At 60.2% G+C, this 12778-nt stretch carries 12 protein-coding genes; 8 read left to right on the top strand and 4 right to left on the bottom strand.

Translation table 11 applies throughout. The features are described from left to right. Positions 1-201 precede the first annotated feature (201 nt). Both ACOZ4H_RS17700 and ACOZ4H_RS17695 read right to left on the bottom strand, forming a co-directional pair. Positions 202-828 (bottom strand): nitroreductase family protein, encoded by a 627-nt coding sequence (locus ACOZ4H_RS17700; protein ID WP_424330872.1) that lies wholly within the window; start codon positions 826-828, stop codon positions 202-204. A 226-nt stretch (positions 829-1054) separates the two neighbouring features. Continuing rightward, entirely contained in the window at positions 1055-2383 is a 1329-nt protein-coding gene (locus ACOZ4H_RS17695; protein ID WP_424330587.1) for a hypothetical protein, read from the bottom strand. A gap of 217 nt (positions 2384-2600) precedes the next feature. Between ACOZ4H_RS17695 and ACOZ4H_RS17690 the strand changes: the two genes are divergently transcribed. The 5 genes from ACOZ4H_RS17690 to ACOZ4H_RS17670 all read left to right on the top strand — a co-directional run bounded on the left by ACOZ4H_RS17690 (position 2601) and on the right by ACOZ4H_RS17670 (position 8135). Then, positions 2601-3350, top strand: coding sequence for an ABC transporter ATP-binding protein (locus ACOZ4H_RS17690; RefSeq protein WP_424330586.1), 750 nt, complete (start codon positions 2601-2603; stop codon positions 3348-3350). Beyond that, entirely contained in the window at positions 3343-4776 is a 1434-nt protein-coding gene (locus ACOZ4H_RS17685; RefSeq protein WP_424330585.1) for a hypothetical protein, read from the top strand. The genes ACOZ4H_RS17690 and ACOZ4H_RS17685 overlap by 8 nt, the downstream gene beginning before the upstream one ends. A gap of 548 nt (positions 4777-5324) precedes the next feature. Beyond that, on the top strand, positions 5325-6782 hold the full coding sequence (locus ACOZ4H_RS17680) for a sodium-dependent transporter (protein WP_424330584.1): 1458 nt from the start codon (positions 5325-5327) through the stop codon (positions 6780-6782). A gap of 1 nt (position 6783) precedes the next feature. Further along, positions 6784-7107 carry a hypothetical protein gene (locus tag ACOZ4H_RS17675; RefSeq protein WP_424330583.1) on the top strand — a complete coding sequence of 108 codons (324 nt, stop codon included), beginning with the start codon at positions 6784-6786 and terminating at the stop codon, positions 7105-7107. Continuing rightward, positions 7104-8135 (top strand): proline racemase family protein, encoded by a 1032-nt coding sequence (locus tag ACOZ4H_RS17670; RefSeq protein WP_424330582.1) that lies wholly within the window; start codon positions 7104-7106, stop codon positions 8133-8135. Before ACOZ4H_RS17675 ends, ACOZ4H_RS17670 begins: the two co-directional genes overlap by 4 nt. 98 nt (positions 8136-8233) lie before the next feature. Here the strand turns inward: ACOZ4H_RS17670 and ACOZ4H_RS17665 are convergent, their stop codons facing one another. Continuing rightward, positions 8234-9439 carry an RNA-guided endonuclease InsQ/TnpB family protein gene (locus ACOZ4H_RS17665; protein ID WP_424330581.1) on the bottom strand — a complete coding sequence of 402 codons (1206 nt, stop codon included), beginning with the start codon at positions 9437-9439 and terminating at the stop codon, positions 8234-8236. 303 nt (positions 9440-9742) lie between these two features. Next, positions 9743-10174, bottom strand: coding sequence for a hypothetical protein (locus ACOZ4H_RS17660; RefSeq protein ID WP_424330580.1), 432 nt, complete (start codon positions 10172-10174; stop codon positions 9743-9745). A 262-nt stretch (positions 10175-10436) separates the two neighbouring features. On the opposite strand from ACOZ4H_RS17660, the gene ACOZ4H_RS17655 reads away from it, so the two are divergent. The 3 genes from ACOZ4H_RS17655 (at position 10437) to ACOZ4H_RS17645 (ending at position 12767) form a co-directional block, all read left to right on the top strand. Further along, positions 10437-11864 (top strand): dihydrolipoyl dehydrogenase, encoded by a 1428-nt coding sequence (locus ACOZ4H_RS17655; protein ID WP_424330579.1) that lies wholly within the window; start codon positions 10437-10439, stop codon positions 11862-11864. A gap of 88 nt (positions 11865-11952) precedes the next feature. Then, positions 11953-12258, top strand: a complete 306-nt coding sequence (locus ACOZ4H_RS17650; RefSeq protein WP_424330578.1) for a putative quinol monooxygenase — start codon at positions 11953-11955, stop codon at positions 12256-12258. Between the two features lie 152 nt (positions 12259-12410). Continuing rightward, on the top strand, positions 12411-12767 hold the full coding sequence (locus ACOZ4H_RS17645; protein WP_424330577.1) for a DsrE family protein: 357 nt from the start codon (positions 12411-12413) through the stop codon (positions 12765-12767). Positions 12768-12778: the final 11 nt, after the last annotated feature.

The raw sequence follows: 12778 nt of genomic DNA, 5'->3' as shown, positions 1-12778 counted from the left end.
AGCGGTCGGACCAGAGTTCAGCAGCGCAATGGAGCAGATCCGAACGGAGCACGATACCGCCAGATTCGGTCCGAAATCGCGTTTCGCCCCGCTGAGCCACTGCTGGGGGTCGCCAGCGCAGCCAGTGGTATCGGAGAGATAATTGGTCTCGCTGCGGCCAGCGTGAAAATCCGGGGTGTTATACAGACCGCAGTCTGTCGCTCACTCAAACCGACCGCTGAAGACTATTTCGTCAAGTGGCTTCCGACCGCTTGGCTCTTCGCGCTCTCTGAGGTCTTCAGGCAGCGTCTCGGGATCGGCGCGTTCACCGACAGCGATCATCGCCTCGGCGTCGAACTCGTCTTCCGGGACGCCCAGGGTTTCGTGGATCCGGTCCCAGTCGAAGCCCGCCATTGGGTGAACAGCCAAGTTGCGCCGAGTGCCTTCGAGAGCGAGATTCTGCCACGCAGCGCCGGTATCGAAAGAGCGCGTCGCAGCGGGTTCGCCGTTGTGCTCGAGGGAAACCTTCGAGAAAACGGCGATGAGCGCGCCAGCATCGCGTGCCCAAGAGCGGTTGGCTTCGTTCAGCAATCCGAGGAACGACTCCCATTCGTCGTCCTCACGGGTGGCGTAGACGAATCGCCAGTGCTGATTATTGAATGCGGAAGGTGCCCAGCGCGCGGCCTCAAACAGCGCCAGCAGGTCATCCTCAGGAAGCGAATTACCAGCCATCGCACGCGGTGACCAGCGATTAACAAAGAGTGGGTCGACGTTGTGGACGGGGTCACGGTACTCAGTGATCTCGTCATCGAGACTACGGTCAGAATACGTTTGTGATACTGTATACAGCTGTTCGGTACGCGTGCTTATGTGCTACTGGTAACACAACTACAATCGGGTGACACAGATGCTATCGTTGGCTAAGTTTCAAAGACTAGGATATAGTGTGGCAAAGGCATATACAGCCGATCAGATCCGGGTATGGCCGCAGTCTCATACCCAACTTGATACGTCTACGCCAGTCTATTCGGACTTAAACCGTGGATATGAACTACGGCCACGGCTAGAGAACCGGTCAACGGCCAGATGATGGAACACCGAGCGAGACTCCGGCGAGGAAGATCGGCATGCCGGCGATAGCAACGATGGCGGCTACCGCTGTGGCAACAGGGATGAAAAGCACGCCCAGGCCGAAGGGCGCAGGCAGTACTGGGAGTACCGGCACCACCGACAGCACGAACCCGATAGCGGCAGTTTTCATTGCCAGCCGGCGGTTCCCGTGGCCGACTGCGTAGCCGACCGGAAAAAGGACGAACGCGGGTCCAAGAACCAACAGAGTGGACAGCACCGGGAGCGTGAATCCGTGCCGGGCGAACAGCGGCGTCGCCGTTATCGTCACTCCGAGGGCGATGCCCGCTCCGATCACCGCACCGCCGACGACCGTACGATAGCTCGCGCGCTCGCGGATACTTTGCTGTGAAAGGGCGACTCCACACAAGAACAGCGCAGTGCCACCACCGAACAGCGGCGCCGCTACGCCGCTAACCCGCAAAACGCCCGTAGCTGCGAGAAGCAAAAGGGTTGTCGCCAGTGCACCGAAACCAGCGAGTACTCTGCCGGCAGAACCCTGTACCCGTCGGAAATCCCAGTCAAGCCAGGCAACGCCGCCGGCGGCAGCGCCGATCAAGAGAGTAAACACCGTTGCCGGGAGCGTAATGTATGCAAGCGCCTTCACCGCCAGCACGGGGCCGAGAAGCGCTCCAACCGCGAGGAGACTCAACAGCGGCCCGAACGCTGTATCCCGGGGAACAAACGTCACGACACGACCGTCGTTGAGCTCGGTCAGCGTCATCCGCCGTCCGTCGTCCGAGACGGTCGCGCCGTCGATGGCCCACCCGACTCTCGTCCCTTCGGGAGCGACGACGGCGAGCCGATCAGCCCCCAGGCCATCGAGGTTTCGATAGCCATAGGCTTCGGTAAACTCGCCAGTGCGGACCGTGCCGCCGACTGACTGCTGGGCGAAGTCGGCCTCACGGTAGCGCAGTGTTATGACGCCGTCGCCAGAAACGTTCGCGCGTAGCAGTTCGGTGTCCCACATCGCCCTGTCGGCGATAGCAGTCCGGAGGCTCTCGTTCGTCCGAAGCCGTGCAGCCCCCGCTGAGTCAGACAGACGGTTGTGGACGACCCACGTTGCGCTGCCGTTCTTGTGGACGGCGACAGTTGCGTTGCTGTGGGTGACCGTGACCGAAACGCCGTGGGACTGGGCCGTCGATTCGAACGAGTCACCGCAGGCGTCACACAACGGCCGCGGCGGCGGCGCTGCACCAGCGGGCATGGCGGTGCCGAGGAGCGGCGCACAGACCAGACAGAGGAGGGCGAGATGGCGGAGTCGATGCGGGGCCATATAACATATCTATCCTGTCATGTGTTAAGAGCCTTCGATTACTCAAACAACAGTTATACCAACACGGACGGCGGGTGACACTTCGACCGATACGGCCCTGACAATTGTACCATCCGTTAGATGTACGTATCCGCGAAACCGCTGTCGGACTATCTGGGATGTTCTTATCTAGTATAACAACTTATACCGACAGAACCACGAAAATAGGCAGAACGCCGTGACAGCAATCGAGATCGAGTCGCTCCGGAAGTCGTACGGCGACGTGACCGCGATAGCGGACCTCTCGCTCAGTATCAACGATGGTGAGTTCTTCGGATTGCTCGGGCCGAACGGGGCTGGCAAGACCACGACGATGGAGATACTCACCGGGCAGCTCAGTCCGGATAGCGGGCGGGCAGCGGTACTCGGTGTCGACCCGGCGACGCAACCAACAGTGGTCCGCGAACGGGCGGGGATTCTCCCCGAAAAGGAGTCACCGCCGAGTTTCATGACGCCGCGCGAGTACTTCGACTTCGTCGGTGCAATCCGGGAGATGCCCGAGGAAACGGTGACCGAGCGGACGGGGGTGTGGGCCGAACGCCTCGGCTTGACCGCGAAACTCGATACGCTGTCATCGGACCTGTCACGTGGCCAACAGCAGAAGGTGATGATCGCCGGCGCGTTCTTCCACGAGCCGGACGTCGTGTTCATCGACGAACCGCTGGCGAACCTCGACCCAATCGTACAAGAAAGAGTCAAGCGCTTCCTGCGTTCGTATCGGGACGCCGGCAATACAATCGTCGTCACCACACACGACGTAGACGTGGCCGCCGAACTCTGTTCGCGGGTCGGCATCATGTACGAAGGCGGCCTCGTCGCCGATGTCCGGCCGGCGGAACTCGATACCGATGTGACGCTCCTCGACGTGTTTTTGGACAACGTCGATGCAACAGTGAATCAGATCGACGAACCGCTGACCCATGAGTGACGCACGGGCGCGCAGGGTGTTCGTCGAGATGCTCCGCGAGGAGTGGCGACTCCACAGTCGGCTCTTCCGCGGCAGTCACTTCTCTCTGTTTCCGGTGTTCATCTGTCTCCTCATCGGGGGCGCGGCCAAGCTTCTCGTCGTTACTGGGACCGGACCAGAAACCGTGTTTGCTGGCCTTCACGCACTGGTGTTCGTCTTCGGCCTACACACCGGATCTATCGGCTTTGTCGGACAGGATGCCCTCCGAAACCTCCTCGGCGACGTGACGCTGCTTGTATTCTCTGCCCGCACGCTCCCGTTATCGCAGAATACGTTGCTGGGTCTGTTCGTTATCAAGGACAGTGTCTACTACGCAGTGCTGTTTCTGCTGCCGATGTCTCTCGGAACGGTGCTGGCAGTCCGTGGAGTCGGTGGCCCGTTCTCCGTAGCCGAGACAGTCCTCCTTTTGTGGACGACCCTGGCACTGCTGTTCGTCCTCGGGATGGGAACGACGATTGCGGCCCTCGGTCTCGCCGGTCGAGGCGTTCCCGGGCTAGCGTTACTCGCGGTCCCGCTCGTCGCAGTGGGTGCAGCGCTGGCCAGCAGTATCGATGTCGTGTCGTACACTCCCTACGGTCTGTTTCTGGCCCAGACTCCTCTGCGAGCCGGAACGACGGTTGTCAGTATCTTCGCCGTCTTTCTGCTCGGGGCCGTCACCTTCGATGCGACCGCGCCTCGTCCCGCTCGGACGGTCAAACCGACCTTCCGCCGCTGGTGGCGGCGGATCGGTGACCCAGTCGCAACGAAGAGCCTGCTCGACATCCACCGGAGCGCTGGCGGGTTCGGAAAGGTCCTCTTCTCGGCGGCGGTGCTGTTCGGTGTCACCGCCGCGCTGGTCGATTTCGCCGGCCAGATCACGGGTGTGTCACCGTCGACCGGTATCTCGTTCGGTGCGATTCTCGGTCTCTCGGGGTTCACGACCTATAACTGGCTCACGCAATCCGACGACGTTGATCTATATCTCTCCCATCCACTCTCAGTCAGAGCTGTTTTCGCGGGGAAGTTCCGGGCGTTCCTCCTGCTCGGCCCGCTGGTCGGACTCGCGTTCTACGGACCCGCGCTGGCCTGGCGTGGCGGGCCGGTCGCCGAGGCGTTTGTCGGAGCCGTCCTGCTCGTCGGCGTCGCCTGCTACATCTTCGGCACAACCGTCTACCTCACCGGCCTCTCGCCGAACGAGTTCCTCTTCGATACGCCCCTGTTCGCTGTTTTCGGCGCGGCAATGGTCCTCCCGCTGGTTCCGGTACTCACCGCCGGGTTCGCCATCTCCCCGCTTTCTGGGCCCCTGCTTACCGCACTCGGTGGGTTCGGTGGCATCCTGGGCGTCGTCGGCGTCGGCCTCTACCGGCGGTCGCTACTGAAGTGGTCAGAGCGGTATCAACAGGTGTGAACTGACGACGTCTGCGGTCGGCATGGTGGTGGAGCAGGTATTCTTGAACTGTCTCCGGACGTATTCGGTGAGGTGACGGACGTCGGCGAGTTGTTCGACCGGCAGCGGATCACCGACATCGTTACCGAGGAGTACAAGTCATACGTGGCAATGGCGGCGGAACGGTCTTTACGAGGCGACGATGGACTGCATCAAATCCCGAGTGCCGTCCGAGAATGAAGGCTCGACTGTAGCTTGTGTCCCAATCTAATCAGATATAGCTGTATTTGATATTTTATTGGTATCGGGAACTATATAGCTGTACTATAGCCCCATTTCGGATGATGACTGCCCAGAAATGCCTAACTGTCCATTGTTTGACTGCAGAAAAGGTGACGTACAACAGAATTGCCCGAGTAGGGAGATAGGTTGCGCTATACACTTATCGGTGCGGTGTCGAATCACAATTATTGCGGCGATCTTGACAAAGAATCCATCGTAGTGAGCAGCCCAAACATGGTAGGTGACTACTATAACAATTATCTCCGCAATTACTCAGTAGAATTAGGATGGAGGAGTCAGAAGCGAGAACGGCGAGAGAAGAGTGGGGAAGCCGGTTCGGCTTCCTCATGGCGATGCTGGGGGCGATGGTCGGCGCAGGAAACATCTGGCGAATGCCGTTTACAACGGGCCAAAACGGCGGCGGGGCGTTCCTTGTGATATATGTTCTCCTGTTGTACCTCATCGCGATTCCCGGTCTCATGGCCGAAACGATGATCGGGCGATACACGAACAACGGCGTTATCGGCACGTTCAGAGAACTGCTCGGGGGCGGGAAGGGCCGCGGGCTTGGACTCGTTGTGCTTATCGTCAACGTCGCACTGATGTCGTACTACGCTCCGATAATCGGGTGGGCACTCTATTACGCCGGCCACTCGCTGCTTCTGACGTTCACACAGGCCGGATTCCAGCCGCAAGCGTTCTGGGACGGATTTATTTCCAGCCCGATGCTCGTTATCGGGATGCACACGCTGACGATGGCCGGACTCGCCGGTGTCCTCATTTTCGGCATCCGGCGTGGTATCGAGCGCGTCGTGAAGTGGATGATACCGCTGCTCGTCGTCGCGCTCATCGCGGTCGGGGTGCGTGGTATCACCCTTCCAGGTGGGATGGACGGACTGGCGTTTATTTTCACTCCCGACTGGACGTATCTCACTCGCGGAAGCACCTGGGTCGCCGCACTCGGCCAAGCGCTATTTTCGACGGGGTTAGGATGGGGGATCGCACTCACCTATGGCAGCTATCTCGGTCGATACGACGACGTCCCGCTCGGGGGCGGCCTGTTCACCGCGGTCGGGAACACGAGCATCGGTCTGCTGGCGGTATTCGCGACCTTCCCAGTCGTCTTCGCGTTCGGCCTCGAACCGAGCGCGGGCTCTAATTTGCTGTTCATTTCTCTGGCCGAAGTGTTCCCGCAGCTACCCGGTGGATGGATGTGGGCCATCGTGTTTTTCGTCTCGTTCTTCTTCGCCACGTTCACCTCTGGGCTGGGCATCACCGAAGTCGGCGTGACGACGGTCTCCGAGGAGACGCGCCTCTCACGAACGGGCTCAGTGCTGGCTATCTGTGGCGCTATCTGGCTGTTCGGGCTCCCAAGCGCCTACTCCTCGTCCTTCCTCGGTCAGATGGACTTTATGTTCGGAACCTTCGGGCTCCCACTGGCGACACTCTCGATCATCGCGCTCGTCGCGTGGAAGCTCGGTCCTGAACGCGCCCGCGTCATCGAACTCAATCGGTGTGCTGGCATCTATGTCGGTCAGTGGTGGAACCCAGTCGTCAAGTATGTCATTCCCGTCGTTGTGGTGTTTATCATCGGTTACGGGGTCGTCTCGAGTATCGGCACCGAAAACCAGACGCTGATGATACTCGGTGTCGCACTCATGGCAGCGCTCGTCGTCGGGAGCACGGTCGCGATGGGTGTCGTCGAAAACGCAGCGAGGACTCCCACGTCGGAGGGGGGTGAGTGAGATGGCGCTCTCGGCCGTCGCCTGGGCGACGATGCTCTTCGCGATAGTCGTGTTACCCGGCGTTGCGACCGTCGTTCTCGTTCGGTCGCTCCGCACCGAGGAGCGGAAACTCACCCTGATCAGAGAGCAGGGAAGCATCGACAGCTACTCCCCACGAGCATTGGAAGAACTCCGTGAGTGGATCCATGCGAACCCGAATGACCCGTACGCCTCCGAGGCACGGGAGCGATACAATGAGTGCGTCCAGACACTCCGTGAGAGCGACGAACCGTACTACGACTGGTCCGCCGACCAAATCGAGACACTGGAGACGATCGAAGAATGAGATCTGTTGAAGAGTTCGACGATCTACCGACGGACGCCTCGTTTACCACAGTCGATACGCATACCGAAGGCGAACCGACACGCATCCTTCTTGACTGGCTGGATGAGTCGCCACTTGCGGGCGAGAGCATCCGGGCGAAACGCGAATCGTTCGCCGACGAGTACGACTGGGTCCGCGAATTGCTGATGCGAGAGCCACGGGGTCATGACGACATGTTCGGCGCAGTCGTGTTCGAACCGCACGAAGAGGACGCTGATCTCGGCGTGTTCTTCATGGACAGCGAGGGGTATCTGGATATGTGTGGGCACGGGACGATCGGCGTCGTCTCCGCGTTCCTCGACCTGGGATACCTGTCTCCCGAACCCCTCATCCGAGTGGAGACGCCGGCGGGCATCGTCGAAGCGAGACCGGAGTATTCCGAAGGCGGTGTCGAACGAGTCACGATACAGAACGTCGAGTCGTTCGTCTACGGAACGACGACCGTCCCTGTCTCGTTTCTGGACTCGCCGCTTCGCGTGGACGTCGTCTACGCTGGGAACTTCTTCGCACTGGTCGATAGCGACCAACTCGGTGTCGGGATCGACACCACTCGGACAGACGATTTCATCGACTGGGGCCTCGAGATTCGGGACGCCGTCAACGACAAACTCGATATCGTTCATCCATTTACCGGTGACCCCGGTACGGTGTCTATCACTGAAATCTACGAATCCGCCAATGATGCCGACCGCAGTATTGTCGTCTTTGGTGACGGGCAGGTAGACCGCTCGCCGTGTGGGACCGGTACGTGTGCGAAGATGGCGCTCTTACACGACACCGGCAAACTCTCGATCGATGAACCCTACATTCACGAGAGTATCATTGGAACCCAGTTCGAGGGGCGAATCACCGAGACGAAACAGCGGGACAATATAACAGTCATAACCCCGACAATAGCTGGGAGCGCCCGGATCACGGGCAAGCACACATTTGTGAAAGACGCCCGGGATCCGATAACAAGCCTCCGCGTCGCCTCGAAGGAGCGGTAGTTACTGGCTGTACTGGGTAAACTACCCTACCCTACTTCGCTCGGGGGCAATGGCCCCGCTCGCTCGTTGAGGGTAGGGCTTTCGCGTGGACTCCCGTTCTACGCCTCAGATGAGGCGGGAAGGTCGTACTCTCCACTCACGTTCAACGTCCCGCGATTCAAGCGCACGTCTACGGGTGCGCCTCCGGCATCTGCATTTTGCCGACGCCGGAGATACTGCAAGCCGATGTTCTTGGAAGCGTTGTAATCGGCGTGGTTCTGGTAGCCGCAATCCTGACACTCGAATTCCTCGCCACAGCGATTATCGTCGTGGGTAAATCCACAAGTGGAACACCGCTTCGAGGTGTTCCGTGGGTCTACTTGGACGGCTTCGACACCCTGCTCTTTGCCTTTGTATTCGACGTACTCGTAGAGGCGACGGAACGCCCACAGATGGTGCCACGATGCTTCTGGAAGCCGCTCACGAATGCCTGTCAGGTCCTCGAACACGATATACGAACAGTCGTGTTCAACTGCTTCGGCTACGATTTCATTGGCGACTCGGTGCAGGAACACCTCGAAGCGCCCGTCTTCTTTGCGCTCGACGCCTGCTATCGCGTCGTGTGCCGCCCGTGTTCCGCACTGTTGCAGGTCGCCACGCCGCTTTTTGTACTCTCGCTTCCAGTGGTTAAACTCGTCTGCCGACCAGAACCGTCCGGTCGAAGCGACCGCGAGTTGATTTACACCGAGGTCCACACCGAGGACTGTTCTGTGCCCGGTCGTGGTGTCGGTGTCATCCTCTTTGAGCATCGACGCATGAAGGTACCAGTCGCCGTCGCGCCGATGCAGTGTTGCCCGCCGAAACTCGTAGTCCTCGCTGGCAACGTACTTCATCGGCGGTGTATCGGGATTCTCAGGGAGAATGTAATCACACTCGATACGCCCGTCCGGTGTCGATAGCGAAACGTGGTCACGGTGGAACGTGGCACTCCGCTTGTCGTAGATAGCGGTATCAGCCGTGAACGTCGGACGAGACGTATCTTGGTCGTTTTTGAGTCGTTCGACGCCGCTTTTGATGGATTCGACCGCTTGTCGAATCCCCTTTTGGACGAGATTCGCGGTCAACTCCGTGTCCTCGCGTAGCTGGTCGTACAGCGCATCTTCGGCCTTCGCTTTCGATGTAACGTGGTAGCCGTCGTCACCGTGCCAGCACCACTCGCTCGCGGTGTTGGCGCAGTATTTGAATTGCTCGACAGTCTCCCGCAGGTGTACATCCGCGCCTTCGGGCGCGTCGAGCTTGATAACGACGGTACGGCGGTATTCCACGATATTTTCACATTTCTGGTTGTGGTCACTTAATGATTTGGGGTTGGTAGGCAACAGACTGGCGGTTGCTCGATACCGGGTCGGCTTCCTCCCCACCCTACTCGCTTGTGCTTCCGCCGGGGCCGGAAGCCCGGCACTCCTTGAGGGTGGGGCCTCCGCCTCGAATTAGGTGATCTCGACACACGCTTGGCAGAAGTATATGTTTGAAACGGGCGGGCAACGCACCGTGGAAAATGACCCCGTGCGTTTCCGACTAATCGCTGGCTGAGTCACAACTGCAATCTGCTGAAAGGATACCGCCGCTTACAGCGAGACGGACGCCACACTCGTACCCAGCACGACGCCGTAGACGAGATGGAAGAACGCGAACAGTCCGACCATCTTCGGTTCGGGCTCCATCGCGAGGACGATGCGCATCCAGAATATCGCGCCAACGACGGTCAGCGCCAGTCCGAAGAGGACGGCCCACAGCAGACTGGTGGCCAGTCCGACACTCCCGGCAGCGAGTCCCAGCGCCGTTACACCGATGGCGAAGGCCCCGCCAGCGCCGATGCCGTACAGCATGTGTAACGCCATCCCTTGCTTCATGTACGACTCCGGCCCCTCGTCGCCGACGTACTTCGCCCACAGCGCCGCCGTTGGCGGTGGCGAGTCGTCTCCGAGCCCCATCATGAAAACCGTCATGACAATCGTTGCGAGCAATCCGCCGACCAAACCAATGAGTATGCTTACCATGAGATTGTTGCGAAACTGCTTTTGAAGTTATGTCTAGTAACCTTATTTCCGATAGTGAGTAATAAACGGGCTGTAACAGTGCAAACAGTCGGTTTCGTTCAGGTAACTGCTAATGCGTTCAACTACAACTTATAGGAGCGAACTCCACGGGCTCCGGGCATGACTGACACTCGCCACAGCCACCAGTGACGGCCTGCGGTGGATGGTTCAATGGGTACATTTCCGCGGACCATTCATATTGCTGGGCAGTGACAGGGAGCGTATGAACGAGGTCGACTTTCTGGTCATCGGCTCCGGCTCCGGGTTAGACGTGGCAAACGCCGCCGCGAACCGGGGGCAATCAGTCGCCGTCGTTGAGAAAGGCCCCCTCGGCGGGACGTGTCTCAACCGTGGCTGCATCCCTTCGAAGCGGCTGTTGTATCACGCCGACGTGCTGGAGACCGTGGAGCGCGCTGGCGAGTTCGACATCGACGTGGAGGTCAACGGCGTCGAGTTCGCCGATATCGTCCGCAAGGTCAACGAGGACGTGGAATCGGATTCGGAATCGATCCGGGACGGGCTTCGGTCCTCGTCGCGACACGACCTCTACGAAGGCGAAGGCCAGTTCGTCGACGACCGGACCATCGAAGTCGTCAGTGGCGCGGACGAGGGCGAACAGATCCGGGCCGAGACGGTACTCATCGCCGCCGGCACGCGCCCCTCCGTTCCGGACATCGACGGCATCGACGACGTGGATTTCCTGACGAGCACCGAGGCACTCCAGCTTGAGACGCCGCCGGACCACCTCGTCATCGTCGGCGGCGGCTACATCGCGGCCGAGCTCGGTCACTTCTTCGGAACCTTCGGCAGCGACGTGACCATCATCGGGCGGCGACCGAACCTTTTGCCCGAAGCCGACGAGGAGATAGCCCAGGCGTTCACCGAACGGTACGCCGACCGCTTCACCGTCCACACCGGCCACGCAGCCACCGCCGTCTCAGAGGATGACGGCACGATCACCGTCGAAGCGAAGCCCTACAAGTACGGTGACGATAGCGGGGTAAAGAATGAGGGTGGCGTGACCGTCCCCGGGGACGAACTGCTCGTCGCTGCGGGGCGCAGACCCAACACGGATCTTCTGAACCTCGATGCAACGGGCGTCGAGACAGACGACCGCGGCTTCGTCGACACTGACGAGTACCTGCGGACGACCGCCGACGGCGTCTGGGCGCTGGGCGATATCGTCGGGGAGTACCTGCTGAAACACAGCGCGAACCACGAGGCACAGGCCGTCGCCCGCAACCTCTTCGGCGACGGCCTCGAACCCGTGGATTACACCGCGATGCCGTTTGCCGCCTTCGCCTCCCCCGAGGTGGCGGGCGTCGGCGCGCGCGAAGAGGAACTCCGTGCCGCCGGGCGGGAGTACGCGACACGAACGTACCAGTTCGACAAGACCGCCCGCGGGAATGCCATGAACGCCGACGGCTTCCTGAAGGCGATTATCGACCTCGACGGGGAGATACTGGGCTGTCACATCATGGGGCCGGAAGCGTCGGACCTCATCCAGGAAGTCGTCGTGGCGATGAAAGCCGGGTCGGGCACGGTACAGGACATCCGCGAGTCCGTCCACATCCACCCCGCACTCTCGGAAGTCGTGCAGCGGGGATTCTCGGGACAGTTCAGCCGGGGAGACAGCGGTCACTCACACTAATCCGGTCTGCTTCCGAGAGTGCCCCTTCGCACGCTCGGTACACGTCCACGGTGCCTATTTATCCGGTAGGTCCGTGTGAGACGGTGTATTGCTCGTCGTTCACGCGGAGTTTCCCATCGACCCGGCAAAGCGCGAGGAAGCACTCGAACTGGTTCGAGAGCTAGCCGAACACTCGCGGGCGGAAGACGGCGTCGTCGATTATCAGGTCGCAACAGATATCGACGACCCGAGCCTGTTCCGGTTCACCGAACAGTACGAGGACGAGGCGGCGTTGGGTGCCCACGCCGAAACCGACCACTTCGGGACATTCGAGGCTGCCCTGCCGGACCTGCTCGCTGGTGAGCCCGAGGTCACACGATTTGACGTTAGCGCAACGACTGACGTCGAACTGTAGTCGATAGCCTAGATAGAGATGGAACACGGGGGTACTCAGTCCAGCACACTCACGGCCCGCCCCGACCTGGTTTATAAACACTTGGTGCGAGTTCAGCGCCGCCGCACGCACCCGATCATAATATATTAGCGGGGGTACTATTACGCTACGTAATGACGAAAGCAGCCATCATCATCCTCGCAGGGACAGAGGGACACGAGAATCTCGGCCGACTCGCAAACGGCCTCGAAGCCGCAAAGGAGTTCGCGGAGAACGACGAGGACGACCTCGAACTCATCTTCGACGGGGCCGGAACGCAGTGGATTCCGGAACTCGAAGACGAGGACAGCGACTACCACGAACTGTACCAGACCGTCAAGGACGACACGGCCGTCTGTGACTACTGTTCCGGCGCGTTCGGCGTCGAAGACGCTGTCGCCGACTCCGGACTCGTCACTCTGGACGAGCACGACGGCCACCCGAGCATCCGCTCGCTCGTCGACGACGACTACGAAGTCATCACGTTCTAACCCCGACAGCA

Source organism: Haloarcula amylolytica, from assembly GCF_049705545.1.
Classification (GTDB): domain Archaea; phylum Halobacteriota; class Halobacteria; order Halobacteriales; family Haloarculaceae; genus Haloarcula; species Haloarcula amylolytica_B.
This window is presented reverse-complemented; position numbering and strand designations above follow the sequence as displayed.

Coding starts and splice junctions, on each gene's coding strand:
- ACOZ4H_RS17695 (WP_424330587.1), bottom strand. CDS start 2,383: ATGGCCCCGCATCGACTCCGCCATCTCGCCCTCCTCTGTCTGGTCTGT.
- ACOZ4H_RS17685 (WP_424330585.1), top strand. CDS start 3,343: ATGAGTGACGCACGGGCGCGCAGGGTGTTCGTCGAGATGCTCCGCGAG.
- ACOZ4H_RS17680 (WP_424330584.1), top strand. CDS start 5,325: ATGGAGGAGTCAGAAGCGAGAACGGCGAGAGAAGAGTGGGGAAGCCGG.
- ACOZ4H_RS17675 (WP_424330583.1), top strand. CDS start 6,784: ATGGCGCTCTCGGCCGTCGCCTGGGCGACGATGCTCTTCGCGATAGTC.
- ACOZ4H_RS17670 (WP_424330582.1), top strand. CDS start 7,104: ATGAGATCTGTTGAAGAGTTCGACGATCTACCGACGGACGCCTCGTTT.
- ACOZ4H_RS17660 (WP_424330580.1), bottom strand. CDS start 10,174: ATGGTAAGCATACTCATTGGTTTGGTCGGCGGATTGCTCGCAACGATT.
- ACOZ4H_RS17655 (WP_424330579.1), top strand. CDS start 10,437: ATGAACGAGGTCGACTTTCTGGTCATCGGCTCCGGCTCCGGGTTAGAC.
- ACOZ4H_RS17645 (WP_424330577.1), top strand. CDS start 12,411: ATGACGAAAGCAGCCATCATCATCCTCGCAGGGACAGAGGGACACGAG.